This window comes from bacterium (assembly GCA_004299235.1).
Taxonomy (GTDB): Bacteria; Chloroflexota; Dormibacteria; order Dormibacterales; family Dormibacteraceae; genus SCQL01.
Genome location: SCQL01000002.1, coordinates 176,339 through 203,226 on the forward strand (window position 1 = coordinate 176,339; position 26,888 = coordinate 203,226).

The following is a 26,888-nucleotide window of genomic DNA, read 5'->3' on the forward strand; positions in this document are numbered from 1 at the left end:
GGGCTTTCTTGTTTAAAGGAGCAATGACCAAATTGACCGGAGCGGACATGGTGCTGGAAGCACTGGAGCGCGAGCACGTCGAGCTGATCTTCGGCTACCCCGGCGGCGCCAACCTGCCCATCTACCAGCACCTGCCTGAGCACCCCAAGCTCAAGCACATCCTGGTCCGCCACGAACAGGGGGCGGCGCACATGGCCGACGGCTACGCCCGCGCCAGCGGCCGACCCGGCGTCGTCCTCGCCACCTCCGGGCCCGGCGCCCTGAACCTCGTCACCGGCCTCTGCACCGCCTACATGGACTCGGTGCCGATGATCGCGATCACCGGTCAGGTCAACAGCGCGCAGGTCGGGCTCGACGCCTTCCAGGAGTCCGACGTCATCGGCGCCACCAGCTCGGTCACCAAGCACAGCTACCTGGTGACCAGCATCGATCAGCTGCCTCGCGTGATCCACGAGGCGTTCCACATCGCCACCACCGGCCGCCCCGGCCCGGTGCTCATCGACATCTGCAAGGACGTGCAGCTGGCCGAGGCCGACCGGGTCACTCCGGAGCGCCTGGACATCCCCGGGTACCAGCCCAACGGCCACGTTCAGCTGGATCGCGCCCGCCAGGCCGCCGAAGCCCTGGCGAAAGCCGAGCGGCCGGTGATCCTCGCCGGGCACGGCGTTCTGCTCAGCCACGCCGAGCCGCAGCTCCGCGAGCTGGCGGAGAAGGCCGGCGCGCCGGTCGGCACCACCCTGCTCGGCATCGGCGCGTTCCCGGTCAGCCACCCGCTCTCGCTCCACATGACCGGATTCATGGGCACGGGCTGGTGCCTCAAGGCGGTGCAGAACGCAGACGTCTTGATGATGGTCGGAATGCGCGTGGACGACCGCGTCACCGCGCGCCTCGCCGATTTCGCCCCGAAGGTCAAGACCTTCATCCACGTCGACATCGACGGCTCCGAGATGGGCAAGAACGTGCGCCCGCACATCGAGCTGGTCGCGGACGCTCGCCAGGCGCTCGAGGCGGTGCTGCCGCATGTCGGGTCGCTCGAGGAAGGTCGCGGCCGGTGGCTCGCACAGATCGACGCCTGGCGTGAGGAGCACCCGCTTCGTTACACGCGCTCGAACGGACACCTCCAGCCGCAGGACGTGCTCATCGACATGTACCGGCGGTGCCGGAACGAGGCCGTGGTCGTCGCCGACGTCGGCCAGAACCAGATCTGGGCCGCGCTGTGGTGGAACTACGACCGCCCCGGGCTCTTCCTCAACTCCGGAGGCGCCGGGACGATGGGCTTTGCTCTGCCGGCCGCCATCGGCGCCAAGTTCGGCCGTCCGGAGCTGCCGGTGTGGTGCGTCGCCGGCGAAGGCGGGTTCGTCATGACCGCGCAGGAGCTTTCGGTTGCGGTCGAGCACCAGCTCGACATCAAGATCGTCCTCCTCAACAACTTGTCGCTGGGCATGGTCCGCCAGTTCCAGGACGACTTCTACGGCGGCGTGCGGTCGCAGGTCGACCTCACCCACATGCCCGAATTCGTCAAGCTGGCCGAGGCGTACGGATTGCCGGCGGTCCGGGTCGACAAGCTGTCGGACGTCGGGCCCGCGATGGACGCGGCCGAGCGCACCCAAGGACCGTTCCTGATCGACTTCCGCATCGACCCGGAGGCGAACGTCTACCCGATCGTGCCTTTGGGTAAGGGCCTCAACGACTTCTGGGAGGCGCCGGAACATGACTGACCAGGAACGAGTCCGCATCCTGTCGGTCGAGGTCCTGAATGGCTCGAACACGCTGAGCAAGGTGTCGGGGCTGATCCGCCGCCGCGGGTTTCACGTCCGCTCCATCTCCGTCGGCCCCAGCCGCGAGCCCGGGCGCTCCCGCATGACCCTGACCGTCGACTCCGGCCACGCCGGAGCCGACCAGGTGCGCAAGCAGCTCGAACGATTGGTCGAGGTGGTCGCGGTCGAAGACCTCACGGGTTATGAGGTGCACAGCCGCGAGCTGATCGTCGCCAGGGTCGCGGCATCAGAGGTTGGCGGGCTGCTGGAGCGCGGCGCCAGGGTGCTGGACGCGGGCCCTGGCGGCACGACGATCGAGTTTGCCGGCGAAGACAAGGACGTCGGCGATTTCGTCGACGAGTTGATGCGACACGGAATTCTTGACGTGGTCCGATCCGGGCCCGTCGTCATGAGGAGAACAGCATGAAGATCCACTATGACCGCGACTGCCCGCCCAGCCTGGGGGAGCCGGTGGCAGTGCTCGGTTACGGCAGCCAGGGCCGGGCCCATGCGCTGAATTTGCGCGACAGCGGCGAGGACGTCCGGGTCGGCCTGTACCCCGGCAGCAAATCATTCGAACGGGCTAAGGCAGACGGCGTACGCGCTCTCGAGGTGTCGGCGGCGGTGGCGGAGGCGTCGGTCGTGATGGTGCTGACGCCGGATGCGGGGCAGGGCAAGCTCTTCCGCGATTCGATCGCCGAGCAGCTGAAGCCGGGCTCGATGCTGATGTTTGCGCACGGGTTCTCGATCCATTTCGCCCAGATCAAGCCGGAAGCCGACATCGACGTCGCGATGATCGCGCCGAAGGGCCCCGGCCACCTCGTCCGCAGCACCTACCTGCAGGGCCAGGGCGTGCCCGCCTTGATCGCGATCCACCAGAACGCCACCGGGCGGGTCTGGGAGCGGGCGCTGGCATATGCGCGGGCGCTGGGCGCCGGGCGCGCCGGCATCCTCGAGACCAGTTTCAAGGAAGAGACCGAAACCGACCTGTTCGGTGAGCAGGCGGTGCTCTGCGGCGGCATCAGCTCGCTGGTCAAGACCGGCTTTGAGACGCTGGTCGAAGCCGGTTACCAGCCCGAGGTCGCGTACTTCGAGGTCCTGCACGAGCTGAAGCTCATCGTCGACCTGATGTACCGGGGCGGCCTGGCCTTCATGCGCTACTCCGTCTCGGACACGGCCGAGTACGGCGACTACGTCTCCGGGCCGCGCGTGATCGACTCTCACGTGCGTGAGCGAATGCGACAGGTGCTGCACGAGATCCAGGACGGCAGCTTCGCCGAGCGCTGGCTGGACGAGAACTCAAACGGACGGGAGGGCTTCCTCACCATGCGGCGAAACGACGCCGAGCACCCCATTGAGAAGGTCGGGCGCGAGCTGCGCTCGATGATGACCTGGTTGGAGCCGGTGGAGAAATGATCGAGAAGTCCCTTTCCGCGGCCCCGGACCGGGTATTCATCTTCGACACGACGCTGCGCGACGGCGAGCAGTCGCCCGGATTCCACCTCGATGCCAGCTCCAAGCTCCGGATCGCGCGGCAGCTCGAGAAGCTCGGCGTCGACGTCATCGAAGCCGGTTTCCCGTGTTCGTCGCCCGGTGACTTCGAAGCGTGCCGGCGCATCGCCCGCGAGATCCGCGGCACCACCATCACCGCGCTCGCCCGCGCGGTCAAAGAGGACATCGACGCGGTTTGGGGGGCGATCCAAGAAGCGGAGTCGCCTCAGATCCACATCGTGCTCTCAGTCTCCGACGTCCACATCGAGCGCAAGCTCGGCATGACGAGGCAGCAGGTCCTGCAGCGCGGCGCGGAGATGGTGGCGTACGCACGATCCCTCTGCGATCGCGTGCAGTATTCGCCCGAGGATGCCGGCCGGGCGGACCCCGACTATCTGATCGAGACGGTCGAAACCGTGATCGCGGCGGGCGCGAACGTCATCAACATCCCCGACACCACCGGCTACTGCCTACCGTCGGAGTTTGGCGAGATCATCCGTCGCGTCATCACCGAAGCACGCGGCAGCGAGAGCGCGCTGTTCTCGGTTCACTGTCACAACGACCTCGGCCTCGCCGTCGCCAACACGCTGGCGGCCGTCGACGCCGGCGCGCGTCGCGTCGAATGCACTGTCAACGGCATCGGCGAGCGCGCCGGCAACACCTCGCTGGAAGAGATCGTGATGCTCCTGCGCGTGCGCCAGGCCAAGCTCGGGCTCGAGTGCGGTGTGGAGACGACAGAGATCACGCGCACCTCACGGTTGGTCGCCGAGCTCACCGGGCATCCCGTGCAGCCGAACAAGGCGGTGGTCGGCGCGAACGCGTTCGCGCACGCCTCCGGCATCCACCAGGACGGCGTCCTGAAGGACCGGCTGAACTACGAAATCATGAAACCCGAAGACGTCGGCCTGTCCGACTCGCGCATCGTGCTCACCGCCCGTTCTGGGCGGCATGCGTTTCAACATCGCCTGCAACGGCTTGGCATCACGCTCGCCGAAGGCGTCACCGAGGCGGCGTGGCAGCGCTTCCTCCAGGTGGCCGACACCAAGCAGGAGGTGACCGACGAGGACCTGCGGAAAATTGTCGCGGCGACGACCAATGGGCACGAGTTAAACCCCGGCGGGCACGAAACCAACGGCCATCCACCGGTGACGGACCAGCTCCACGACCACAACCACGTCGCGGACACCCTTCGCCACCTCATCTTCGCGTGAGGATCGCCTACCAGGGGGAGCCTGGGGCATACTCGGACGAGGCCGTGGCGGCGCTCTTCCCCGACGGGGAGGCGGTCGGGTTTCCGACCTTTCGCCAGACCTTCGACGCCCTCACGCTGGGGGCGGTGGACGCTGCCGTCATGCCGGTCGAGAACAGCAGTGCCGGCGTCGTGCAGGAGGTGTCGGACCTCCTGTGGGAGCTGCCGGGTCTGCGAGTGGTGCGTGAGCACGTGCAGCCGGTGCAGCACTGTCTGCTCGGCTGGCCGGGACCGGTGGAGCGGGCGCTCTCTCATCCGCAGGCGCTGGCCCAGTGCAACCGCTACCTGCACTCAAGGCAGATCCGCTCGGTGGCGTTTCACGACACCGCCGGAGCTGCGCGAGCCGTGGCGGAGCAGCGCCAGCCGGGCACGGCCGCGATCGCCAGCCGGGCGGCCGCGGCCCGGTACGGCCTGTACGTGCTGGCGGAGGCCATCCAGGACGATGCCGAGAACCGGACCCGGTTCGTCGTCGTCGAGAAGGGGTCGCCATCGCGTCCTCGTGACGCCGGCCCCGCATCGAAATGCTCGCTGGCGTTCGTCGCCGCCCACCGGCCCGGCAGCCTGGCCCAGGCCCTCGACTGCTTCGCGCGCCGGAGCGTCAACCTGACCAGGCTGGACAGCCGGCCGATGCTCGGCCGGCCGTTCGAGTATCGCTTCTACCTGGACTTCGCCATCAATGGAGACTCGTCCGCCCCGGCCGCTGCCGAGGCGGCGCTCAACGACCTGGAAAAGGCGAGCGCGGAGATCAAGCTGTTCGGGACGTACCCGGCCGCCTGAGGTCCTCGACGGCGTCTTTTGGTTGTCGCTCGGGCTCCCGAAGGGTCTATGACTTAACGTTGGTGTTAAGTCACGGTCCTGATAAAGTCATTTTCACAGCTCACATTGACTCGGGTTAAGAGTTTTCATCTAAAGTGAATAGCAGTGGCGAAGGGGAATAAGAAGGCACCTGCCGAAGATGACGCGCGGCCGACGGCGCCACGCCGTCGCCTGCCGGGTGTCGCGCTCAAGCCGGGCACGGTCAAGCAGGCCCGCCTTGAAGCGGGCCTGAGCCTGGCGAAGGTCGGCAAAGGACACGTCACCGCGCCCGCGATCTACCTGATCGAGACCGGCCGGACACGCCCTTCGATGCCCACGCTCGAACACATCGCGCAACGCACGGGCAAGCCGGTCGAGTTTTTTCTCGCCGATCCCGCCAGCTCCGCGGACGAGAGCCGAGCCGCGCATGCGGAGCTCGAAGCCATGGTCGGGGCGGGGCGATACGCCGAAGCCGTCGTCCTCGGCAAGCGCCTGCTGAATCTGGGCCCGTCCGCCTACCGGCCCGGAAGGATTCGCTATTACCTGGCCCAGGCGTACCTGCAGCTCGCCCAGCCGGACGAGGCGGTGGCTCTGCTCGCGGAAGCGCGCGCTCACTTCATCGCCGTCAACGACGAGGTGATGCTTGCCGAGTGCCTGGGATCGGAGGCGGCGCTCGCCTCTTTCATGCAACGGCCGGATGCGCTGTCGCTGGCTGAGCAGGCGCTGGCCGTCTGCCGGAGGCTCAAGCCCGTTCCGCGGCTCATGGAAGCCCGACTGCTCGGCATCCAGGCCACCGCCCACGTCGCCAATCGCGAGTGGGACAGGGCGATCGAGACCTATCAGGCCGCGATCGGGGCGGCAGGCCCGCTGTTCGACCTGAGGCGCGTGGCGAAGATGTACGCCGAGCTGGGCTCCACTTACCGCGAGCAGGGCCAGGTGGACCTGGCGGCCAGGTACGCCACGAGGTCGATGGCCCTGCTCGACGTCCTGCGGGATCGAGTTGCGCTCGCGCGCTCGGAGAACAACCTCGGATTGATCCTGGCCGCAAGGGGAGACGCCGCCGCGGCCAAGCAGCACCTCGATAAGTCGAAGGAGCTGAGCCCGGAATCGGAGCTCGAGGTCGGTCGCAGCCACGTGCTGCTCGCCCTGTGCGAGCTTTGCCTGCAGCAGGGCCGCGTGCAGCAGGCGCACGAGTTGGCCGAACAGGCGCTGGGGTTGGCCGAGCGCCTGCAGGAGGGCCTGAGCGTCGCCGAGGCCCACGTTTGGCTGGGACGAATCGCCCACCAGCTGGGCCGCACCGAAACCGTCGATCGGGAGTTCGAGCTCGCGATTCGGGGCCTCGAGCAGCTGGGCGCGCGTGAGCGGCTGCTCCAGTGTCACGGCATCTACGCCGAGATCCTGGAGGGTCGCGGCGAGCTGGCCAGCGCTTACGCCCACATGAAGAAGGCGCTGCAGGCGAGCCAGCCCGACCTGCTGCAGGGGCAGGGCCCGGACGCAGAGGAGCGCCTCAACTCCGCCTGACGGACCATCCGGCAGCCGCGGCGGTGCGTGCTAGTGTAGATTTCCGCCGCTCGGCCGTTGCCTTGGAGGAGCGTTCGAGGAGGCCACCAAAAGCGTAGGGGAGGATTTTCCGGCTGGCGAAGACGCTGCGCAACTCCAAGCACTCCCTGACCGCCGAAACCATCGTCGCCGACTACCGCCTGGCGTACAGCAGCCGGCGGGCAAGCATCATCGGGCGCGCCGAGGTGCTTCGCGGCAACGCCACCTTCGGGATCTTCGGCGACGGCAAGGAGGTCGCTCAGGTCGCCATGGCCAAGGCCTTCCGGCCTGGTGACTGGCGAGCCGGCTACTACCGCGATCAGACCTTCATGTGGGCGACGCGGATGTCGAACGTCCGCGCGTTCTTCGCCGAGCTGTACGGCAACGCGAACCTGGATGCCGACCCCGCGTCCGGCGGCCGGCAGATGGGCAACCACTTCGCCACGAGGTTCCTGGACGAGCGAGGCGAATTCACGCGGCCGGTCGATATGCCGAACTCGAGCGCGGACGTCTCCAACGTCGCCGGTTGGATGCCCCGGCTGATCGGGCTGGCCTACGCGTCGAAGCTGTACCGAGACAACCCCCAGCTGAAATCGGTGCGGGACGGCTTTTCGGTCAACGGCAACGAGGTCGCGTTCGGCACCATCGGCGACGCGGCGACCAGTGAGGGACCTTTCTGGGAGTCGATCAACGCGGCGGGCGTGCTCCAAGTGCCGCTGGCGCTGTCGGTGTGGGACGACGGGTACGGCATCTCGGTGCCGATCACCGCCGAGACGACGAAGGCTTCGATCTCGGACGCGCTTCGAGGCTTCAGTCCCGACGACCGTCCGGGAATCGACATCCACGTGGTGCGCGGGTGGGATTACCCCGCGCTGGTCGACGCGTACGCGACCGGGGTCGAAAAGGTTCGCCGCGAGCACAAGCCGGCGCTCTTCCATATCACCGAGCTCACGCAGCCTCAGGGGCATTCGACGAGCGGCAGCCACGAGCGCTACAAGTCACAGGAGAGGCTTCGATTCGAGAGCGAGTTCGATTGCGTCGCACGCATGCGGGATTGGATCATCGAGTCGGGCATCGCCAGCGAGTCCCAGCTGGAGGGCTGGGAGGCGGCTGACAAAGAGGCGGTCGAGGCGGCGCGAGACCTGGCCTGGGAGGCTTTCCAGGCGCCGATCCGGGCCGAGCGCGACCGCGCCGTCGCGATCCTCAACCGCATCGACATGGCGGAGGTGGCCGGAATCACCGAGGCGCTGAACGAGGCGGGGAAAGTGACCCGCTCGCTGGTGATGTCGAGCGCGACGCGAGCTTTGCAGCAGACACGCGGAATCGATTCCCCGGCGCGGACCGAGCTCGCCAAGTTCGTTGAGGACTACCAGCGTGAGAACGACGAGCGCTACAACTCGCATGTCTACAGCCGCTCGCGCGAGTCGCCGCTCAAGGTGGCGGTGGCGCCGGCGGTTTACTCCGACCAATCGCCGACCGTGGACGGCAGGCAGGTCCTGGTCCGCAACTTCGACGCCAACTTCGCGCGCGATCCACGACTCTTCGTCATCGGCGAAGACGTCGGCCGCCTTGGTGACGTCAACCTGGTGTTCGAGGGTCTGCAGGCGAAGTACGGTGAGCTGCGGCTGACGGACACCGGCATCCGCGAGGCGACGATCCTCGGCCAGGCGATCGGCGCGGCGATGCGAGGCCTGCGCCCGATCTGCGACATCCAGTACCTCGACTACTTCCTCTACGCGCTCCAGACCGCGGCCGACGACCTCGCGACCCTGCACTGGAGGACCGTCGGCGGCCAGAAAGCACCGGTCATCATCCGGACCAAGGGCCACCGCCTGGTCGGCATCTGGCACGCGGGTTCGCCGATGGCCGTGCTGTTGAACGCGCTGAAGGGCATCTACATCGCCGTGCCGCGAAACATGACCCAGGCGGCGGGGTTCTACAACACGCTGCTGCGGGGCGACAACCCCGGCATGGTCATCGAGGTGCTGAACGGCTACCGGCTCAAGGAGCGGGTGCCGGACAACGTCGGCGAGTTCACCGTGCCGCTCGGGATGCCGGAGGTGCTGCGCGAGGGTACGGATGCGACCCTGGTCACCTACGGAGCCTGCTGCGCGATCGCCCTCGAGGCGGCGATGACGCTGGAGGGGCTCGGGGTTTCGTGCGAGGTCATCGACGTGCAGACCCTCAACCCGTTCGACCTCGACCACGCGATCGTGCGCTCGGTCGAGAAGACACATGCGCTCGTCTGCCTCGACGAGGACATGCCGGGTGGCGCGTCGGCCTTCATGCTCCAGCAGGTGCTGGAGGTGCAGCAGGGCTGGTGGCACCTGGACGCGGCGCCACGCACGCTCGCGGCTTCACCAAACCGGCCGGCATACGGCCCGGATGGAGACTATTTCACCAAGCCGAATCGCGAGAGCATCGTCGCGACCGTATATGCGCTGATGCGCGAGCGGCAGCCATGGAGATTCCCGGCCCTCGATTCCTGATCGCCCCCTTCACCTGCGGCCAAGCCTCCTTGCGGTGGCGGTCAGGAGTCGATTGCCGGCAGGTAGTCCATCACCGCCAGCACCGGGGCCCGGTTGAGCAGCGAGGCCCCCTCCAGAAGGTGGCCGATGTAGCCGGCCGCGCCGGCGGCAGCAGGAGGGGCGATCATTCGCTTCGGAGCTCTCGCCTCACGCACCGGAACGTCGTCCTTGAGGCCCGCCAGGCTGCGCGCCTTGCGCACCGCCGCCTCCAGTCCGCCGAGCTCGTCGATCAGCTTCCGCTCCAGCGCCTGCCGGCCGGTCCATACACGCCCCGCCGCTATGGGATGGACTTCTTCGAGGCTCATGTGGCGCGACTTGCCGACCAGCTCGAGGAAGATGGCGTAGATGCGGTCGACCTGACCCTTCACCATCTCCCGCTCCTCGTCGCTGTACGGCTGGTCTTCGCTCTCGAGCGCGGCGTGCCGGCCGAATGCGATCGTCTCGCGGTTGAAGAGAAGCTTCGACCACAGCCCGCCTGTCACCACCTTGCCGCTCAACACTCCGATCGACCCCGTGAAGGTGCTCGGCCGGGCCACGATCCACCGTCCCGGCATGGCCACCCAGTAGCCGCCCGAACCCGCGATCGGACCCATGGCCACGACCAGCGGCTTGCGAGCCGCGATCGCGTCCAGCGCCTGGCGCATCGCCTCGGACGCGGTCGATGATCCCCCTCGTGAGTTGACGTAAACCACCACCGCCGCCGCGCGCTTGTCGCCGGCCACCTGGCGTGCGATCTGCACCACGCTCAGGTCGCCGGCGCGGTCGTCCCCGACCAGCGGGACGTCGATCGGTGGCTTGACCGGCAGGCGTCCCGAGCGCCCGTCGACGATCGTGCCCTCGATCCGCAGCACCGCCACGTAGGGCCCTCTGCCCAGGGCCGGCGCCGGCAGGCGGAGCTTGCGCTGCGCCCGCTCCCAGGTCCCGATCGTTGCCGCCGCGCCGCCGGCGCCGCCCAGGTATTCGGCCAGTCCTTCCTCCGGCAGCACTCGATCCACGACGTGCTTTTCGAGGGCGGTGTCGTCTCCGTATGGTGAGCCGTCGACCAGCTTCTGCGCGTCCTTGCCGTCCACATGCCGGCTCTCTTCGATGGCGCTCAACAGCTCTTGGTGCTGTGAGTCCAGCAGCCACGTGACCTGCTCGCGGAGCTCGTCCGACATCCTCGACTTGGTGAGGATGTCCGCCGCGGCCTTGTAGGGCGAGATCTGGACGAAGTCCGCCTCGATGCCGAATCTCGCCAGGCCGTCGGCCAGAAACATGCCCGTGTTGGCGAAGCCCATGGGCTGCACGGCGCCGGTCGGCATCAGCAGGATCTCGTCGCACGCGCAGGCGAGGTAGTACGTGCCGGTGGTATAGAACGGCGCCCATGCGACCACACGCTTGCCGGACTGGCGGAGCTTGTCGATCAGCTCGCGCAGGTCCTGCAATGTCGCCATGGGCATCGCGACCGGCCTCAGGTGCAGCACCACGCCCTTGATCCGCCGGTCGCGCCCGATGGCCTCGAATCGCTCGCCCAGCTCCCTGACGCTGAGACGCCGCCTCGCCGTGAACCGCTGCCAGAACGGCCGGGGCGGGTCCGGCAGCGCCGGCAGGCTGCTTTCCAGGACGAAGATGACGAAGTCGGGCGGCTTGCCCAGCGAGCGTCGGATGCTGGAGACCAGCCACCACAGGTACCTGAACGGAAAAAGCACCATCGCCACCCCTTGCCTCGGCAAGTTTAGGGTCGGGAGCCGCGCCGGGCGATCGTCAGACTACCTTCGAGACCTCCAGCTGCTCGTCCAGATCCTCGCTCAGCCGCGTCGCGCCGTACTCGTGACCGAGGTGCTGGTGGTAGGGCACACCGGTGAAGAGATGGTGGCTCCGGGTCGGAACGTCGGCGCCCTCAGCCCATTCCCTGCGCTGCAGCGCCATATAACCCTGTTCCTTGCTCTTCCACAGATCGTGCAGCAGGATCGACATGCCGTGGCCGGCCGCATGCTGCAGGGCGAGGGTGATGAAGATGAAGCCGACCCCAAGCTCGCCGAGCTCGTCCCACGTGATCGGGTCCTTCTCGTTGTACCACTTGAAGGATGAGGAGTAGTTGAAAGCGAATCGCGCCTTCGGGAAGCGCTTGCGGATCTCGCCGCAGAACTTCTCTGTCGGGCCGCGCTCGGCGGTTGGGAACTCGCACCACAGAAGGTCAGGCACGCCGCTGTCGAGATAGCGCAGGCCGCGGTCGATGGCGAGCTCGATGCCTCGCTTCGATTCGGGCGCTTCGGTGGCCGACACGCCGTCGGTGCGCGCGATGACGACGAAGTCCTTGTGACCGAGGTCGTCGGCGGCGTGGCGCATCATCTTCAGCTTGCCGACGAACTCGTCGGCCGAGATGAGGGCCTTGCCCGCGATGTGGCCGCATCGCTTCGGCATGACCTGGTCCTCGAGGTGCGCGGCGGCGACCCCGGCCCGGACGTACAGGTCCACCGTGCGCTGCACGTTGAACAGGTTGCCGTAGCCGGCGTCCATGTCGACGACGATCGGCGGGATCTCGAGATGGGTCGGAGCCACGCCCTTTTCCGGGTCACCCACCGCCATCGTGAGCTGGAACTTGCGCAGTGCGCTGACCGTGCGGCGGGCGCCGTCGGCGATCTCGACGGACGAGTAGAGGTCCATGTCGGTGGTACCCAGGTGTCCGACGGCGAAGGAGTACCCGCTGAAGTACACGGCGTCGAAGCCGTGGTACATGACCAGCTCCGCGCCCATCGGGTCGTAGACGCCGGGGCCGAAGACATACGGCTTGGTGGCGAGAAGCCGCCGCAGCCGTTGACTGGGCTCCTCGTTACGTGACGCGGGCACTTTGAACCCCTCCGGGAGGAGGGGCGTGGAGACAAGGTCCATGTGGGACTCCTTCAGTTCAGGCTCTGAGTGCTGACGCCGGGGGTGGCGAGGGCTACTCGTTCTCGTGGTCGCAATTGCAGGGTTCAGGGCATTCGCATTCGTGCGACGAAGGCTCGGTCTCGAACTCCCGCGATTGGTCCTGACTTTCCATGGGTCGAAGTTATCAAGGCTGCTGGCATAAGTCCAATTAATTGATGGGATGCTTCCCATCAAGAAAACCAATACCCACTTGGGCCATTCCCTCTCCGCTGCGGGGCATCCTGGGCATCGCCTCTCGCCTGGGGCGAGAGGGCCGGGGTGAGGGGCTTAGGCCGCCATCCCGCTGGTTATCAGCTTCAGGAAAGCAGCGACGATCCCCTCCGGCTTCCCGGCATCCCGGCGCCGGTAAGCCACGATGGAGTTGTGCATGGGCGGCGCGTCCTTCATCGGCACCGCGGCGAGGGTCTTACCCGCGATCTCGCGAGCGATGGCGGTGCCCGGCAGCAGCGCGACGCCCAGGTCTCGCTCCACCATCTTCTTGGCCGCTTCGATCGAGTCCAGCTCCATGAGTCCTCGCAGCTTCACCCCGGCCGAAAGAAAGGCGCCCTGCGTGATCTCGTAGTAGCTGGATGTGCGGTCGAACATGATCAGCTTCTCGGCGGCTATCTGCGCCATGCCGACTCCACGCAGCTTGGTGAACGGGTGGTCGGGGGCGCACACCAAAACGAGCTCCTCGGTGTGAAACGGTCGGAGCTCCAGGTCCGGGTGGCGGATGGCGCGCCCCAGGCCGAGCTGCACCTCGTCCCTCAGGACGAGCTCCACGACATCCTCCGAATGCCCCGTCCGCACCGACACGTCGACCCTGGGGTGGGCGGCGACGAACCGCTCCAGGAGCCCGGGCAGGACGTAGGTGCTCACCGCCGGAGCGGCCGCGATCATAAGGTGACCGGCCGACGCCGACATCACCTGCTCGAGGGCGTCGCGGCCGTCAACCAGGGCGCGAAGCGCCCGTTCGGCGAACGGCACCCAGGCTCGCCCTGAATCGGTCAGGCGCATGCCGTGCGGCGTGCGCAGGAACAGCGGCGTGCCGAGCTCGCGCTCGAGGCCGTGAAGACGGGCGGTGAGGGTCGGCTGGGTGATGAAGAGGGCCTCGGCGGCACGGCTCACGCTGCCCCGGCGGGCGACCTCGAGGAACCCCTCGACCTGTACGAGCTGAATTCCGCCCGCCTTTCCGTTACGCGATTCGTCTATGGCCACGGCCCTTGCGACAAATTCTATCTATATCGCGCGGTTACGCCCGCTCCGGTGGTGAACGAGCTCGCCGGCCCTCACCGGCACCGGCAGGAAGTTCTCCGGTGGCGCCAGCGGGCAGGCCCACCGCGGGCTGTACACGCACGAGGCGTTGTACGCATAGTTGAAATCGATCACGACCTCCGGCGAGCCGGGCTCCAGCTCCAGGACCAGGCCGTCGGTGTCCTTGGCGGTGTCGAACAGGTAGCGGCCGCCGCCGTAGGTTTCGCGCCCCGAGGTCGCGTCGCGAAACGGGACGAAGAGCCCACCCGCGTACTGCACCAGGCTGAGCACGGTCAGCCGGCAGGTCCGGCCCGCCAGGGTGAACGCCAGCCGGCCTGCCCGCCGGTAACGCACCGCACCGTCCTCGCCGCCAGTTTCGATCACGAGCTCGCTGCCGTCGCCGGCCTCGAAGCGGGCCTCCAAGCGGTAGGCCGGGTCGGGCGGAAAGTAGTGCAGCCCCTCGAACGACGAACGTTCCTCGGGTTCGATCGGCGACTGCGGGTGGGATCTGAACAGCTCGTCTCGCCCGCGCCGAAAGTGGGTGAGCGCGTCGGGACCGTTGATGCGGTACAGGCCGCCGACTCGCCGTCGCCAGTCGACGAGGTCCAGGAGGGACTGCGATATGGGGTCTGTCACCGGCCCTGTTCGGACGGCGTCAGCCTGTAGGTGGCCTGTGGCGGCAGATTGGCCAGCGCCTGGTGCACATCGTCTTCCGTCGCGTCCGTCACGGACAGCACGTAACGCCGCGAGCGGGCGTCATGCGTGTCAGCCGGCGCCGGCTGGAGGGTCGTCACGGCGCCGGGCGGCGCTGGCGCCGCCACGGGCGCGGCCACAGGTTCCTGCCTCGGCGGTCGAGTCGCCGCGTCCGCCCGCAGCACCCGCCAGTGATAGAGGCCGACGAGGACCGCGACCACGACCACGGCGAGGTAATGGCCGAAGTCGAGGTTGGCGCTGTCGTTGAGCTTTGGGCTCGCGCTGAAGAGCTGTCGAAGCAGTGCATTCAGCATTCCGACTCCGGCGCCCAACAGAACCAGGACGCTCGCGAGCAGCGCCGCCCACACATACAACCGGCGGCTGAGGGATTGCCGGTCCGCCGCCCATGGGGCGTGTCGCCAGTGAGCCAGCCAGACCGCGGCGCCCACGACCAGCAGGGTGACCCACAGGCTGACGGGATCCTTCCAGTCGGAGGCCGTCACGCTGATGATCGGGGCCTCCAGCTGCTCCGCCAGCGTCCACAGCAGGCCGCCGGCTCCGACCGCCCAGGCTGCCAGCGAGACCAGGGACGCCAGGTTGGTGTAGAGGCGGCGGATGGCGGCTTGGCGGTCCGTCTCCTGGGAGCCGGCGTCTCGCGCCAGCCGCCGGCGCACCATGAACCACGCGATCCCGTACACGACCAGCTGCGAGCCGGGGGCGGCGAGCCCGCTGAGCACGTCGTTGCCCACACCGCCCGGGTTGTTGACACCGAGGCCCCGCGCCAGGACGTAGTACAGGATCTGACTGGCGCCGACGAGCGCGATCGCGATGCTCACCGCCACCGCGATGAAGCCCTGAAGCGCGCGCAGCGTCGAGTGGCGGTCGTCCGCCACGTGGTGCTTGGCGATCGTGCGCGCGTGGAAGCTCCACAGGGTGAGGCCGGCAAGCAGCTGACCGGCCGAGTCGCCGATGAACCGGAGGTCGCCGAGTTGGCTGTGCAGGGCCTTGAGCCAACCGAGCTCGATCAGGGTGCTGGTGCCCGCCAGCATCACCAGCAGCCCGACCAAAAGGGCGGGGTACATGTACCAACGCCGCAGCGTCGCCGAGGCGCCGGTGTCGCCGACCGCTGTGCGATCGCGCGCCGCGATGCGGAAATGGAACGCCCAGATCGCCAGCAGCACGACCAGCACCCACGCGGCCTGGGCGGTCAGGAGCCAGTTCTGGTCGGTGCCACAGCTGAGGCCGGTCGGAATCTTGGGCCCGCTCAGGGGCTCGGTCACCGGTGGACAGGTGTCGAGGATCGGACGCAGCAGGTCGCCCGCCGTGATCGCCAGGGCGATCGCCGCGCCGATGGACGCGAAAAGGCAGGCGGCGTACAGGTAAAGGTGGCGAATCGGCGACGCCCGCTCGGCGGGATCTCGCAGCGCCAAGCGGCCCGCGAACCAGAAATGCACACCCCAGACGGGCAGCGCGACCACGCTCATGGCCGTGAAGCCGGCGAGCTGGCCCCGGCTGTACTGAGCCGAGGGGTCGTTGAACAGAAAAAGGAGCACGGTGGCGCCGAGGAATGACAGCCCAGCCGCCAGCAGCCCCAAACCCGCGGCGCTGACCAGATAGAGGTAGAGGCGGCGGAGAATCACGGCGACAGTTTATGAAGGTGGGCCCGGTTTTGCTCGTCGAGGACTACGATGCGGAGGTGATCTCTGAAGAGCTGCTCGAAGTCTTGGCGTGCCCCAAGTGTCACACCAAGGTCGAATTCAAGGAGCCGGACAGGCTGCGGTGTCCGCAGTGCAAGGTGGTCTACCCGATCGTCGACGGGATCCCGGTGATGCTGATCGAGGCTGCCAAGCCGGAGTAGTCACCTCCTCGCCGGCGTGGCCGCGGCTCCCCGGGCGGCGACGCTTTCAGGCGGCGCACGCGTACTGGCTCGTGTCCTTTGGCGAGGAGTTGGCCTGAGCGTCTCGGATGTCGGAGGAGATCTCGTCGTCGGTGAGCGCGTAGGCCAGGTTCGGGTCGCTCGCGGACGTCGCGAACACGAGCCCGAGGACACGCCCTTTCAGGTCGACCAGGGGACCTCCTGAGTTGCCGGGGTGCACGCTCGCCTGGATCACGTAGATCTCGCGGGTGACCAGGTTCTGGTTGTAGATGTCGCGACCCTCCGCGTCGACCGTTCCGTCGACGACCGCCGGCACCACCTTCTCGTTCCCGCCGCCCGGGTACCCGATCACCGCTCCCAGCGTGCCCCGGCCGGCCGGGCCGAGCGCGAGCGCCGGTGACGAGTAGCCGGGCACGGAGAGGATCGCGACGTCCCGCTCCGGATCGAAGTACACGACCGTCGCCCTCAACCGGCTGCCGTTCGGAGTCAGCACCTCGTGGGCGGCCGTACCGGACACCACGTGCGCGTTGGTGACGATGTAGCCCCGGCCGACGGGGAAGCCGCTCCCGGTGACCAGGCCGCCGCAGCCCAGGCTCGTGACCTTGACGACCGATAGCGCGGCCTGGTTGACCCCGGGGGTATCGACCGACGCGGGGACCGCCAGCGGACCCGGGAGCGCCGGCTCGAGCCCGGCGAAGACGGGGGGGAACGAGACGCCCGACAGGATGCCCTCGACGCTGGCCAGGAAAGCGGGCGGCCTGGGCGCGACGGAATCGAGCGCGTGCAGCACGGCTGACCGCTGGATCTGGCGAGCGACCTCCTGGCTGGGGCCACGCGAGAAGCTGAGGCCGAGGAACCAGCACATGATCAGGACCGCGACCGTGGAGAGGACCGCCCCGCCCATGGAGTCGGTGGCGGTGTGGATGCCGGCGCGAAGAATGTTGCGCCGGATCGGCTCACCGGAGGCAAATCCAATGCTCGAACCGAGGCTGCCGCCGATGACGAGGACGAGGACCGCTCCAAGCGGGCGGGCGAGCGCGTTGTTGATCTGCAGGTAGTCGAGCATCGGTTTGGCCGCCAGGGCTCCCAGCAGGATGCCGGCGAGCAGCCCGACGTACTGGGCGAGGGAAAGCCAGAATCCCCGCCGGTAGCCGTTCGCCAGGCCGATCAGGGCTGCAGCCACGATCACGAGGTCGATGAGATTGATCGATCTCATGAGAAATCGGCTCCGCCAGGCGAAGTCGTCAACCCGTGTCGCGGCCGGCGGGCCGCAGCCCCGCCGGAAGGCAACCGGCTAGTGGTGAGTCGCCTCGTGGTGCTCGGCTTCGGCCGGTTGCTCAGTCGGCTCGGTGGCACGATTGAGGGCGTCGCCGCGAAGGACCCACCAACCCAGCCCGACCACCCCCAGGGAGGCGACCAGGAGCGTGAGGCTCATCGCGAGCCAGGCAGGCACCCATTCACCGGCGAGAAAAACCACGGCTGTAATTATCGGCGAACTCACGGGGTCTAGGCCGGTGCCGGCTCCGGTTCGTCCACCAGCTCGCCCGACTCGCGCAGGTCGCGGAGCGGCATGAAGCTGCGCACCGGCGGAACGCGCTCGAAGTTGTATGGAGGCGGGGGGGACGCGGTCGCCCACTCGAGGGTGTTGCCCTGCCAGGGGTCGTTGCCCGCGATCTCGCCGCCATTCCAGCTGCGGGCGACGTTGATGAGGAACAACAGCACGGAGAAGGCGATCAGGAATGACGACACGGTGATGACCATGTTGGTGGTCCCCCAGTCCGCGTTGGTGTAGGTCGCGATGCGCCGTGGCATGCCTTCCAGCCCGAGCGTGTGCATGATCAGGAACGTTCCGTTGAAGCCGACGAACAGCGTCCAGAAGTTCCACTCACCGAGTTTGCGGTTGAGCTTGCGGCCCGTGATCTTCGGGAACCAGTAGTAGATGCCGGCGAAGATCGTGAACACGCTGCCCCCGAACAGCACGTAGTGCAGGTGGGCGACCACGTAGTAGGACTGGTGAAGCTGGGTGTCCACGGGCACAGAACCGAGGTAGACGCCGGTGATCCCACCGATGAGGAAGGTGGCCAGGAAGCCGAAGACGAACTTCATCGGCACCGTGAAGTCGATCGAGCCCCACCAGGCGGTCGCGATCCAGTTGAAGAACTTGATGCCCGTCGGGACCGCGATCAGCATCGTCATGAGCATGAAGTAGCCTTCGACGTACGTGTTCATGCCGACGGTGAACATGTGGTGGGCCCACACCGTCATCGACAGGAAGACGATGCCGAACAGCGCGGCGACCATCGACATGTAGCCGAAGATGGGCTTGCGCGCGAAGACCGGGAGGATCTCCGAGATCATTCCGAATCCGGGCAGAATCATGATGTAGACCTCGGGGTGCCCGAAGAACCAGAACAGGTGCTGGTACAGCACCGGCCGGCCCTGGGTGGCGAAGAACTGCGTCCCGAGCTGGCGGTCGAACTCGATGAGGATCAGCGCCGCGGCCAGGGGCGCGCCCACGACCAGCAGCAGGATCGAGGTCGAGATCTGCGCCCAGACGAAGAGCGGCAGGCGGGTCAGCTTCATACCCGGAGCGCGCAGGGCCACGATCGTGGTGAGGAAGTTGGTCGAGGCCATGATTCCGCTGATGCACCAGACGATGATGCTGAGCGCCCAGAAGTCCACCCCGAGGCTGTGCGACTGGTAGGCCCTCTCCGTCAGCGGCGCGTAGCCGGTCCAGCCGGCGTTGAGCGCGCCGCCGGTGAAGAAGCCGCTGTAATACAGGATGATCGAGACCGGGATCAGCCAGAAGCCGAGCAGGTTGACGCGCGGGAAGGCCATGTCGCGGGCGCCGATCATGATCGGCACCATGTAGTTCGCGATCCCCGTCAGGAAGATGGTGACGAAGAAGAAGATCATCGTGATCCCGTGCGCGGAGATGAGCTGGTTGTAGGTGTCGTGGTCGACCAGCGAGAGGTTGGGCTGCGCCAGCTGAAGCCGGATCACCAGGGCGAAGATGCCGCCGACGACGAAGCTGAGGATGCCGGTGACCATGTACATGATCCCGATCAGCTTGTGATCGGTGGTCGTCAGCCAGATGCTGATCGGCCTGAAGAAGGTGTCGTCGTAGGCCTTCGGGCGGGGCAGAACCTGGGTAGCTGCCATCTTCTCTAATCCTAGCTCGGTGAGGCGGATGGGCTGGTGGACGGGGAGGCGCTCGGAGATGCGGACGGAGATCCACTCGGAGATGCCGAGGGCGAAGGTGAGGGAGATGGTGACGGTGACGGCGACGGCGACGGGTTCGCCGCTGCAATCTGCATCTGCACCCACTGCTCGTAGTCGGACTTATCCATCGCCTGGACGATGATCTGCATCGTGCTGTGGCCGGCGCCGCAGAGCTCGGCGCACTCTCCGTGCCAGCTGCCCGGCCGCGCGATCTTCAGCCATGAGAAGTTGTCGTAGCCGGGGACGGTGTCGGTTTTCCCGGAGATCGCCGGCACCCACCACGAGTGGATGACGTCCGTGCTCTGGAACTGCAGCTTGACCAGTGTGTTCACCGGGACCACAAAGGGGGTCACGTCCCCGGCAAGCGTGCCTTCCTGGTGGAGCGTGAAGCCCTGCGGGTAGGTGTAGTTCCAACCGAACTGGTGGCCCGACACGACGACGGTCATATCCGGGTTGCTGACCGGCTGGAAGTCCCTCTGCAGCTCGGCGAAGCTATACACGGCGATCGCCAGCACGATGATGATCGGCGTGACCGTCCACAACACCTCCAGCCCGGTGTGGCCGTGGATCTGCGGCGGCACGTAGCCCGCCGGCTGTCGCGAGCGGCGATAGCGAATGGCGACCCAGAGCAGAGCCCCTTCGACGCCGAGGAAGATGATGATCGCCGGGATCGAGATCCCGATGTATGTGTTGTAGATGCCCTGCCCGTTGGGCGAGACCGGGGTGGGAAAGATGGGCGATATGCCGCCGCAGGCGTTGAGTGCGAAAGCGGCGCCAAAAAGTCCCAGCAGTGCGAGAGGCATGCGCCCACGTGTCACGGCGGTCAAGTATATCGACGCTCTGATCGCGACCCGGGGCCGATGCCCGTCACCCCACCGCGATAGAATCCAAAACCGACTGTGGCGGCCGCCAAGAGACCCCGATACGTGGACGTGTCCAACCCGGACATGGACGTCGACTGCCCGCGCTGCGGGCTGAGGACGGCGCGGTTCGTCGACCATTGCCGCAACTGCGGATACAAGCTCTGGCCTTCAAGCGTGATGGCGTCGGCCGCATTCAAGGCCTGGCGGGCGGCGGCTGGTGCGCGTGAACGCGCGTCTCGGTTCGACCTCGAGATCCCCGTGCATGTCGACAGCTCGTTCGACTTCGCCGCTCGAGCCCACGAGCTCGGCATCCACGTCTCGCCGAACAGCACATGGCCGTTTGTCATCTGCCTCGGCCTCTTGTTCCTCGGTCTGGGCGCGGTCCCTTTCGGATCTGTGGTGCGCATCGTGCTCGCGGTCATGGGCGGACTGATCTTTCTGTGGGGCGTCGTCGGCTGGGTCGTGGTCGAGGACGTGCGCATCTTCCCGAGTGACAAGCCTCAGGCACCTGGCGAGGTCCACCACTAATGGCCACAGCCGCCCTGCGTCCGGAGCCGGCACCGCAGTACCCCGCGATCAAGCCGGGGATGATGGGCATGTACATCTTCCTCGCGTCCGAGGTGATGTTCTTCGGGAGCCTCTTCGCGATGTACTTCTACCTGTACGGCTCCCACTTCGTCTGGCCGCCGCCGCCGCCGAGCACCGCCAACGAGTTCTACGTTGCGGTCTGGCCGGTTCCGGTCATCAACACCATCGTGCTGCTGTCCAGCGGTGTCACCTGCCACTTCGCCGCCGACGCGATCGCTCGCGACGATCGGCGCCGGTTCTTCGTCCTGCAGATCGCCACGATCATCCTGGGGTTGGGATTCGAGTTCGGCCAGCTGTACGAGTTCATCGCCGCGTTCGGCCGCGGGCTCAACATGACAGCTAACACCTTCGCCAGCGCCTTCTTCACCATGACCGGCTTCCACGGCGCCCACGTGCTGGGCGGCCTGATCCTGCTCACGCTGATCCTGTTCCGGGCGGCGAAGGGCCAGTTCTCGTCCCAACACCACGTCGGGGTCGCCGCGGTCACGCTGTACTGGCACTTCGTCGACGTGGTCTGGATCTTCCTGTTCGGCATCCTTTACGTCGGTGTAGCGTTACTCAGATGAAAGCGCTGGCGGCCGCGCTGGCTTCGGCCGCGCTGCTCGCCGCGTGCGGCGGCGGTTCTGGGTCGCAGCCCGCCGGTTCCATCAAGGTCACCATGACCGAGTACAAGTTCGATCCCTCCACGCTCAGCGCGCCCTCCGGCAAGGTGGTGTTCTTCCTCGTCAACGCCGGTTCGGTGGCGCACGACATGATCATTCGCGACGGCTCGGGCACTCGGGTGGCCGGCAGCGAGCTGGTCTCGGCCGGGGACTCGAAGGTCTTCCAGGTCGACAACCTGGCGACCGGCAGCTACACCATCGTCTGCGACCAGCCCGGGCACGAGAGCTCGGGCATGAAAGGCGCCCTGACGATTAAATAGCCGGGGCCGGCTACGGAGTCGGTGTCGGCGCCGGCGAAGGGCTCGGTCCGGGCGTCACGCTCAGCAGCTCGACCTCGAAGATCAACGTCGCGTTGCCGGGAATGACGACGGCGCCGGTGTTGGGGTCGGTCTGGCCCTTGGGGCCGTAACCCAACGCGGCGGGAATGATCAGCTTGCGCCTGCCCCCGACCTTCATCCCCGGGATCCCCTCCTCCCAGCCCGCGATCACGTGAGCGGTCCCGAGTTGGAACGTGAACGGCTCGCGGCCGGGCCGGCGGCTGCTGTCGAACATCGGGCCGGTGCTCAGCCAGCCGGTGTACTGCATGGTCGCGTTCTCGCCGCTCTTGGCGACCGCACCTGTGCCGACGGCGAGGTCGATGTACTTCAGTCCATCCGGGTAGCTGACCACCGGCAAGCCCGCACCGGCGTTGATATCGTCGACCCCGGGTGAGGGGCTCGCGGCGGGGCCGGGGCTCTCGTCGGCGACCGGGTGGGTGCCCGCATACGGGTCGGGGTAACCGCACGACGCCGCGGCGAAGGCGGTGAGGGCGAAGACGCCTAGAAGCAGCCTCCTCACGAGGCCGTGATGTCGATGGAGCTCATCGTGTCGCCGATCTGGATCTTGTCCACGACCTCCATCCCAGAGCCGATCTGGCCGAAGTGGTTGTAGACGCCGCTCGTCTCGAGAAACGGCGCGTCGCCGAGCGTGATGAAGAACTGGGATCCGCTCACGCCCGCGGCGCTCGAGGCCATCCCGACGGTGCCGCGAGGCCATTTGGACGCGTTGCTTTCGTCTGGCAGCTTGTAGGCGGGCCCGCCGGTCCCGTTGCCGAGCGGATCACCGCCCTGGACGACGAAGCCCGCGACCACGCGGTGAAAGGTGAGGCCGTCATAGAAGTGGTTCTGGGCGAGGTAGATGAAGTTGTTGACCGTTTGCGGCGCGGTCTTCGCATCGACGAAAGCGATGACGAAGTCGCCGCGCGAGGTGTGCACGGTCGCGCTGTAATGCTTGGTCGAGTCGATCACGGTTGGTGGGGGAGTGGTGCGTTTTTCCATGCAGGTGACGATTGCATTGTCGCAGCCCGGGGCGAACGAGGTCGCGGGCGCGCTCGGCCCCGAATCGCAGGCGGCGATCGCAAGCGCCGTCATCGCGACGGCAAGGACGCGTCTCATCGCTGCCACATTAGTGGAGATCGCGCGCGTACCCCAAGGCTCTCATCCGGGGCGGAGGGCTCAAGCTTCCCGGCCGGCGGGGTCACCGCGCCGGCTCGCGGGCGCCGGCCGCCATCAGCCCGGCGAGGCCGAGCGCGAGGACGGCGATGACGATCAGGGCGGCGGGCACGCCCGCGGTGGCGGCCACGCCGCCGCCGATGAGCGGACCGAGGAAGAATCCAAATGCCACCGAGCTTGCGTTGATCCCAAACACGGTGCTCTGAGCCTCGGGCGGCGTCTCGAGCCCGATCATGCTCGCCGTCGCGGGGATGACCACGCCGCTGAGCAATCCGTTCAAGCCGATGGCTCCCACCACCACCGCGGCCCACGGCGCGATGGCGATCAGCGCCACCGCCGCGGCGATCAGCACCGAGGCCACGGCCGTCGTCCGAACATAGCCGAACCGCCTGGTGACGGCGGTGTAGAAGACGGCCGATCCGCTGCTGGCGACGCCGGCCAGGCCGAACGCCACCCCGGTGACGGCGGCCACCCCGCTCGTGAGCATCTCCAGCAGCCGCAGCACGACGAGCTGCTGCGTAGCGGAATTGGCCACGCTGACCAGGCCCTGGGCCGCGACCAGTACGCTCAGCGCGCGCCGGGCGCCGGGCCGCTGGTCGATGACCGCGAACGTACCGGGCCGGGATCGGTCTCGTCGTGCAAGCGGGCTCTCCCGCACGATGATGAGCACGGGGAGCATCGAGATGAGGAGCAGGACGCCTCCGCCCAGGAACACCAGCCGCAGGCCGAACAGCGCGCCGGCGATGCCGCCGATGACAGGCCCGATCGCGCCGCCGAGCGCGACCGCCGATGTGACCACGCCCAGCGCCCAGCCGACGCGGCTGCGCGGCGTTTCAGCGGCGACCAGCGCCGTGGCCGCGGCCACCGTCCCGCTCGTCGCCCCCTGCGCGAAGCGGAGGATCACCAGCTGGGTCGGGTCCTGCGCCAGGTACATCAATCCAACTGTCACCGCGCCGCCGACCATCGACCGGATGAGCATCGGTTTGCGTCCCCACCGGTCCCCGAGCACCCCCCACACCGGACTCGCGATCGCCATCGCCAGCCCTGAAGCGCTGGCGGCGGCCGCCGTCCACAGGTCCAGGTCGCGGCCGGACTGGACGCCGAGGTCGTGCGAGATGAAGATCGACAGGAACGGGAAGGCGAAGCTGAATCCGAGGAGCGCGGTGAATTCGGCGAACCAAAGCGCCGCCAGGTTGCGGCGCCAGTCCACGATCGCGGGCGGATTGCCGGCCGGTGGATCAGCCAGGGGTCAGCAGCTCAACGATTCGATCGGGCGTTATCGGCAGATGGTCCAAGACCGCTTGCGGGTTGCGTTGGCGCAGCGCATCCTCGACGGCATTCGAGATCACGGCGGGCACCGGGATCGTCCCGCTTTCCCCCGCGCCCTTGAAACCCTCCGCGTTCGTATCGGTCGGCGTCTCGATGTGGACCAGCTCCGGGGTCGCATTCATCTCTCCGGCGCTGACGATCGAGTAGTCGAGAAAGGTCGCGGTCCGGTAAGCACCGTCTGAGTCGTAGACGGCCGCCTCGAACAATGCGTACCCCAGGCCGTGCGCATACCCGCCGAACAGCTGGCCCTCGAGCATCCTGGTGTTGATCGCCTTGCCGGTGTCGTGCGCGATCACGTACCGAAGCACTTCCACCTGCCCGGTCTCCGGGTCCACGGCCACGACCGCGGCGTGGCACGCGCTGGAGAAAGTCAGCGGGCGCTGCGGGTCGAAGCTTTCGAAAACCTCCAACCCCTCCTCGGGCAGCACCTCTGTGGCCGGCACACTTCGCGCGGGTGTGCCCCTCACGCCGATGATGCCGTTTTCCAATATCAGGTCGCTCACGGCAGCCTCGAGCACGTCGCCCGCACGCTCGAGCACCTGCTTGCGCATCGCCGTTGCCGCCATGGCCGTAGCGTTGCCGACCTGGACCGCGCTCCGGCTGCCCGCCGTCAACTCCGCGAACGGGACGTGCTCGGTGTCGCCCGCGGTCACGTCGATCTTCTCGATCGGCCAGCCGAGACGGTCGGCCGCCACCTGCGCGGCCATCGTCTGGTGCCCCTGACCCTGCGGAGTCGAACCCACGAACAGGTGCACCCGCCCGTCTTGGGTAAGTCGAAGCTTCGCCGGCTCGTGCCGGCCGAACGAGGTCGACTCGACGCAACACGCGAGGCCGACGCCCACCAACCGGCCGTCTCGCCCCTCGTCGCGATCCACCGTGCCGAGCTTCTCCAGCGCCAATTCGAGCAGCCGCGGGTAGTCGCCGCTGTCGTACACGTAGCCGCGTCGACCCGCCGGATAGCAGGTCGTGTAGGGGATCTGTTCCGGCTGGATGAGGTTGCGCCGGCGCAGCTCGACGGGCTCGATCTCCAGCTCGCGCGCGAGCCGGTCCATGAGCCGCTCGATGGCGTAATTGCCCAGCGGCCGCCCGCCGCCGCGGATGAATCCCGTGGGCACCGTGTTCGTATAGACCAGCAGGGACTCGACGTCCATCGCCGGCAGCACGTACGCCGAGATCATGTGGGCGAGGATGATGCCGGGCTGGCCGGTGCCCGAACCCGCATACGCGCCAATGTCGTGCACGAGGCGGCCGCGCAGTCCCCGCAGCTTGCCGTCCGGGCTCGCCGCCAGCTCGAGCTCTAGCACCGACCCATGCCCCTGCGCCGTCGTGGCGCCGTCCTCGCTGCGAGTCGCCACCCAGCGCGCCGGGCGCTTCAGGCGCCAGGCGGTCAGCGCCGTGAGCACCTCTTCGGGAAACACGCTGCCCTTGGCCCCGAAACCGCCGCCCACGTCCTCGGCGAGCACGCGCACCTTCACCTGGGCGAGGCCGAGGGCCGAGGCAACGGCCTCTCGCACGCCGAAGACGTTCTGAGTCGAGGTCCACATCTTGATTCCGCCCGTCTCGGGGTCGGGAGCCGCGGTGACGGTGCGCGGCTCCATAGCCGCGCCGCCAACCCGTGCCGCCGTCAGACGGACCTTCGCCGTGACACTGTCGCCGGCGAAGGCGCTCTTGATGTCGCCGACGGTGGTGGGAATCGCGAGCGCGACATTGCCGCGCATGTCCGCGTGCACGGTCGGCGCGCCGTCCTTGGCCGCGGTGACGACGTCGCCGACGCCGGGTAGCGGATCGAACTCCGGCGCCACCTGGTCCGCCGCGTCGAGTGCCTGGTAGGCGGTCTCGGCGACGACCATCGCATACGCCTCCCCGGCGTAGTTGACCTCGTCGCGGTTCAGGATCGGCCGTCCGCGCTGTTCGATGCCCGCGGGGCCGAAATCGCTGAGCCCGGCGCTGACCTCGGGCAGATCCTCCGCCGTCCAGACCGCGACCACGCCCGGCATCGCCATCGCCGCCGCCCTGTCGACCGCCCGGATGCGAGCGTGCGGCAGCGTCGATCGGCAGAACGAAACATGCAGGAGGTGGTCGAGCTTGATGTCCCCGGCGTAGCGACCCTGCCCGGTGATGAGCCGCTCGTCCTCGACCCGGCGCAGGGCTCGGCCGATGTAGGGGGGCACGGGACTTAGAATAAGCGTCCACTCGGTGCCGATTCCGCCGCGGGCGGCTAGCTCAGTTGGGAGAGCGCCAGCTTGACATGCTGGAGGTCGGGGGTTCGAAACCCTCGCCGCCCACCAGCAACCGGGTGCTGGTCCGCCGAGCGCGCGCGGGGCGCGCCTTCAGGCGCCGGTGACGGGCGGTCGCACGTTTCCGGCACAATCGACGCGCCTGGCCCGTTCGTCTAGTGGACTAGGACGCCGGCCTTTCAAGCCGGAGATCAGGGGTTCGAAGCCCCTACGGGCCACCAGGCGAACCGCCGAAGCGGGCGTAGCACAATGGCAGTGCGCCAGCCTTCCAAGCTGGTTACGTGGGTTCGATTCCCATCGCCCGCTCCACTGTCCTGTCTCAAGACATCGAGGACACCTGTTGCAGGACATTGTGCACAGGCCAGCGGCCTGCAAGACCGTAGTAGCTTCGGTTTGGCTCGAGGGTGAGGGCTCTGAGAAGCTGAC

Annotated in this window: 24 protein-coding genes and 3 tRNA genes; 14 read left to right on the plus strand and 13 right to left on the minus strand. The window is 67.6% G+C overall.

Features of this window, described 5'->3' with window-relative positions:
• Nucleotides 1–23 precede the first annotated feature (23 nt).
• From ilvB to EPN29_01415, 7 genes are all read left to right on the plus strand, one after another.
• Nucleotides 24–1,718: a biosynthetic-type acetolactate synthase large subunit gene (gene ilvB, locus EPN29_01385; GenBank protein ID TAN34995.1), complete on the plus strand. Its 1,695-nt coding sequence runs from the start codon at nt 24–26 to the stop codon at nt 1,716–1,718.
• Complete coding sequence (gene ilvN / locus EPN29_01390) at nt 1,711–2,184, plus strand: acetolactate synthase small subunit (protein ID TAN34996.1); 474 nt, start codon at nt 1,711–1,713, stop codon at nt 2,182–2,184. Before ilvB ends, ilvN begins: the two co-directional genes overlap by 8 nt.
• Nucleotides 2,181–3,173: a ketol-acid reductoisomerase gene (gene ilvC, locus EPN29_01395; GenBank protein ID TAN34997.1), complete on the plus strand. Its 993-nt coding sequence runs from the start codon at nt 2,181–2,183 to the stop codon at nt 3,171–3,173. The genes ilvN and ilvC overlap by 4 nt, the downstream gene beginning before the upstream one ends.
• Nucleotides 3,170–4,459 (plus strand): 2-isopropylmalate synthase, encoded by a 1,290-nt coding sequence (locus EPN29_01400; GenBank protein TAN34998.1) that lies wholly within the window; start codon nt 3,170–3,172, stop codon nt 4,457–4,459. Before ilvC ends, EPN29_01400 begins: the two co-directional genes overlap by 4 nt.
• Nucleotides 4,456–5,274 (plus strand): prephenate dehydratase, encoded by an 819-nt coding sequence (gene pheA, locus EPN29_01405; protein TAN34999.1) that lies wholly within the window; start codon nt 4,456–4,458, stop codon nt 5,272–5,274. The genes EPN29_01400 and pheA overlap by 4 nt, the downstream gene beginning before the upstream one ends.
• Nucleotides 5,275–5,418: 144 nt before the next feature.
• Entirely contained in the window at nt 5,419–6,813 is a 1,395-nt protein-coding gene (locus EPN29_01410) for an XRE family transcriptional regulator (GenBank protein ID TAN35000.1), read from the plus strand.
• Nucleotides 6,814–6,938: 125 nt separating this feature from the next.
• Nucleotides 6,939–9,320 (plus strand): transketolase, encoded by a 2,382-nt coding sequence (locus EPN29_01415; protein ID TAN35001.1) that lies wholly within the window; start codon nt 6,939–6,941, stop codon nt 9,318–9,320.
• Nucleotides 9,321–9,361: 41 nt separating this feature from the next.
• On the opposite strand, the gene EPN29_01420 is transcribed toward EPN29_01415, so the two are convergent.
• From EPN29_01420 to EPN29_01440, 5 genes are all read right to left on the minus strand, one after another.
• Nucleotides 9,362–11,056 carry a hypothetical protein gene (locus EPN29_01420; GenBank protein ID TAN35002.1) on the minus strand — a complete coding sequence of 565 codons (1,695 nt, stop codon included), beginning with the start codon at nt 11,054–11,056 and terminating at the stop codon, nt 9,362–9,364.
• 46 nt (nt 11,057–11,102) lie between these two features.
• Nucleotides 11,103–12,440 carry an isocitrate lyase/PEP mutase family protein gene (locus tag EPN29_01425; protein TAN35003.1) on the minus strand — a complete coding sequence of 446 codons (1,338 nt, stop codon included), beginning with the start codon at nt 12,438–12,440 and terminating at the stop codon, nt 11,103–11,105.
• Between the two features lie 96 nt (nt 12,441–12,536).
• A complete protein-coding gene (locus EPN29_01430) occupies nt 12,537–13,466 on the minus strand; it encodes a LysR family transcriptional regulator (GenBank protein TAN35004.1) in 930 nt (309 codons plus the stop codon).
• Nucleotides 13,467–13,487: 21 nt separating this feature from the next.
• On the minus strand, nt 13,488–14,138 hold the full coding sequence (locus EPN29_01435) for a DUF1684 domain-containing protein (GenBank protein ID TAN35005.1): 651 nt from the start codon (nt 14,136–14,138) through the stop codon (nt 13,488–13,490).
• A complete protein-coding gene (locus EPN29_01440; protein ID TAN35006.1) occupies nt 14,135–15,835 on the minus strand; it encodes a hypothetical protein in 1,701 nt (566 codons plus the stop codon). Before EPN29_01440 ends, EPN29_01435 begins: the two co-directional genes overlap by 4 nt.
• An 11-nt stretch (nt 15,836–15,846) precedes the next feature.
• Between EPN29_01440 and EPN29_01445 the strand changes: the two genes are divergently transcribed.
• Nucleotides 15,847–16,053 carry a Trm112 family protein gene (locus tag EPN29_01445; GenBank protein TAN35007.1) on the plus strand — a complete coding sequence of 69 codons (207 nt, stop codon included), beginning with the start codon at nt 15,847–15,849 and terminating at the stop codon, nt 16,051–16,053.
• A 46-nt stretch (nt 16,054–16,099) separates the two neighbouring features.
• Here EPN29_01445 and EPN29_01450 read toward each other — a convergent pair whose 3' ends face one another.
• From EPN29_01450 to coxB, 4 genes are all read right to left on the minus strand, one after another.
• Nucleotides 16,100–17,287, minus strand: coding sequence for a MarP family serine protease (locus EPN29_01450; protein ID TAN35008.1), 1,188 nt, complete (start codon nt 17,285–17,287; stop codon nt 16,100–16,102).
• A gap of 78 nt (nt 17,288–17,365) precedes the next feature.
• A complete protein-coding gene (locus tag EPN29_01455; GenBank protein TAN35009.1) occupies nt 17,366–17,548 on the minus strand; it encodes a hypothetical protein in 183 nt (60 codons plus the stop codon).
• Between the two features lie 29 nt (nt 17,549–17,577).
• On the minus strand, nt 17,578–19,233 hold the full coding sequence (gene ctaD, locus EPN29_01460) for a cytochrome c oxidase subunit I (GenBank protein TAN35010.1): 1,656 nt from the start codon (nt 19,231–19,233) through the stop codon (nt 17,578–17,580).
• A gap of 11 nt (nt 19,234–19,244) precedes the next feature.
• Complete coding sequence (coxB, locus tag EPN29_01465; protein ID TAN35011.1) at nt 19,245–20,294, minus strand: cytochrome c oxidase subunit II; 1,050 nt, start codon at nt 20,292–20,294, stop codon at nt 19,245–19,247.
• 39 nt (nt 20,295–20,333) lie between these two features.
• Between coxB and EPN29_01470 the strand changes: the two genes are divergently transcribed.
• From EPN29_01470 to EPN29_01480, 3 genes are read left to right on the plus strand one after another with little or no spacing between them, the layout of a single operon-like run.
• On the plus strand, nt 20,334–20,684 hold the full coding sequence (locus EPN29_01470; protein TAN35012.1) for a hypothetical protein: 351 nt from the start codon (nt 20,334–20,336) through the stop codon (nt 20,682–20,684).
• A complete protein-coding gene (locus EPN29_01475) occupies nt 20,684–21,310 on the plus strand; it encodes a heme-copper oxidase subunit III (GenBank protein ID TAN35013.1) in 627 nt (208 codons plus the stop codon). Before EPN29_01470 ends, EPN29_01475 begins: the two co-directional genes overlap by 1 nt.
• Nucleotides 21,307–21,666, plus strand: a complete 360-nt coding sequence (locus tag EPN29_01480) for a hypothetical protein (GenBank protein ID TAN35014.1) — start codon at nt 21,307–21,309, stop codon at nt 21,664–21,666. The genes EPN29_01475 and EPN29_01480 overlap by 4 nt, the downstream gene beginning before the upstream one ends.
• A 10-nt stretch (nt 21,667–21,676) precedes the next feature.
• On the opposite strand, the gene EPN29_01485 is transcribed toward EPN29_01480, so the two are convergent.
• The 4 genes from EPN29_01485 to EPN29_01500 form a co-directional block, all read right to left on the minus strand.
• A complete protein-coding gene (locus EPN29_01485) occupies nt 21,677–22,081 on the minus strand; it encodes an FKBP-type peptidyl-prolyl cis-trans isomerase (GenBank protein ID TAN35033.1) in 405 nt (134 codons plus the stop codon).
• Nucleotides 22,082–22,239: 158 nt separating this feature from the next.
• On the minus strand, nt 22,240–22,722 hold the full coding sequence (locus EPN29_01490; GenBank protein ID TAN35034.1) for a peptidylprolyl isomerase: 483 nt from the start codon (nt 22,720–22,722) through the stop codon (nt 22,240–22,242).
• A 199-nt stretch (nt 22,723–22,921) separates the two neighbouring features.
• A complete protein-coding gene (locus EPN29_01495) occupies nt 22,922–24,106 on the minus strand; it encodes an MFS transporter (protein TAN35015.1) in 1,185 nt (394 codons plus the stop codon).
• Between the two features lie 28 nt (nt 24,107–24,134).
• The gene (locus EPN29_01500) at nt 24,135–26,396 is read right to left on the minus strand and encodes a xanthine dehydrogenase family protein molybdopterin-binding subunit (protein TAN35016.1); all 2,262 of its coding nucleotides are present in this window, start codon (nt 26,394–26,396) and stop codon (nt 24,135–24,137) included.
• Between the two features lie 41 nt (nt 26,397–26,437).
• Between EPN29_01500 and EPN29_01505 the strand changes: the two genes are divergently transcribed.
• The 3 genes from EPN29_01505 (at nt 26,438) to EPN29_01515 (ending at nt 26,771) form a co-directional block, all read left to right on the plus strand.
• Nucleotides 26,438–26,513: transfer RNA gene (locus EPN29_01505), tRNA-Val, on the plus strand.
• 93 nt (nt 26,514–26,606) lie between these two features.
• Nucleotides 26,607–26,683: transfer RNA gene (locus EPN29_01510), tRNA-Glu, on the plus strand.
• 14 nt (nt 26,684–26,697) lie between these two features.
• Nucleotides 26,698–26,771: transfer RNA gene (locus EPN29_01515), tRNA-Gly, on the plus strand.
• The last annotated feature ends 117 nt before the right edge of the window (nt 26,772–26,888 follow it).

Coding starts and splice junctions, on each gene's coding strand:
- EPN29_01450 (TAN35008.1), bottom strand. CDS start 17,287: ATGAGATCGATCAATCTCATCGACCTCGTGATCGTGGCTGCAGCCCTG.
- EPN29_01490 (TAN35034.1), bottom strand. CDS start 22,722: ATGGAAAAACGCACCACTCCCCCACCAACCGTGATCGACTCGACCAAG.
- ilvB (TAN34995.1), top strand. CDS start 24: ATGACCAAATTGACCGGAGCGGACATGGTGCTGGAAGCACTGGAGCGC.
- coxB (TAN35011.1), bottom strand. CDS start 20,294: ATGGTCGACGAACCGCGCCGTCCTCAGCCCGCAGCGCGGGCAGTCGAC.
- EPN29_01480 (TAN35014.1), top strand. CDS start 21,307: ATGAAAGCGCTGGCGGCCGCGCTGGCTTCGGCCGCGCTGCTCGCCGCG.
- EPN29_01475 (TAN35013.1), top strand. CDS start 20,684: ATGGCCACAGCCGCCCTGCGTCCGGAGCCGGCACCGCAGTACCCCGCG.
- EPN29_01400 (TAN34998.1), top strand. CDS start 3,170: ATGATCGAGAAGTCCCTTTCCGCGGCCCCGGACCGGGTATTCATCTTC.
- ctaD (TAN35010.1), bottom strand. CDS start 19,233: ATGGCAGCTACCCAGGTTCTGCCCCGCCCGAAGGCCTACGACGACACC.
- ilvC (TAN34997.1), top strand. CDS start 2,181: ATGAAGATCCACTATGACCGCGACTGCCCGCCCAGCCTGGGGGAGCCG.
- EPN29_01445 (TAN35007.1), top strand. CDS start 15,847: ATGAAGGTGGGCCCGGTTTTGCTCGTCGAGGACTACGATGCGGAGGTG.
- EPN29_01425 (TAN35003.1), bottom strand. CDS start 12,440: ATGGGAAGCATCCCATCAATTAATTGGACTTATGCCAGCAGCCTTGAT.
- EPN29_01470 (TAN35012.1), top strand. CDS start 20,334: ATGGCGTCGGCCGCATTCAAGGCCTGGCGGGCGGCGGCTGGTGCGCGT.
- ilvN (TAN34996.1), top strand. CDS start 1,711: ATGACTGACCAGGAACGAGTCCGCATCCTGTCGGTCGAGGTCCTGAAT.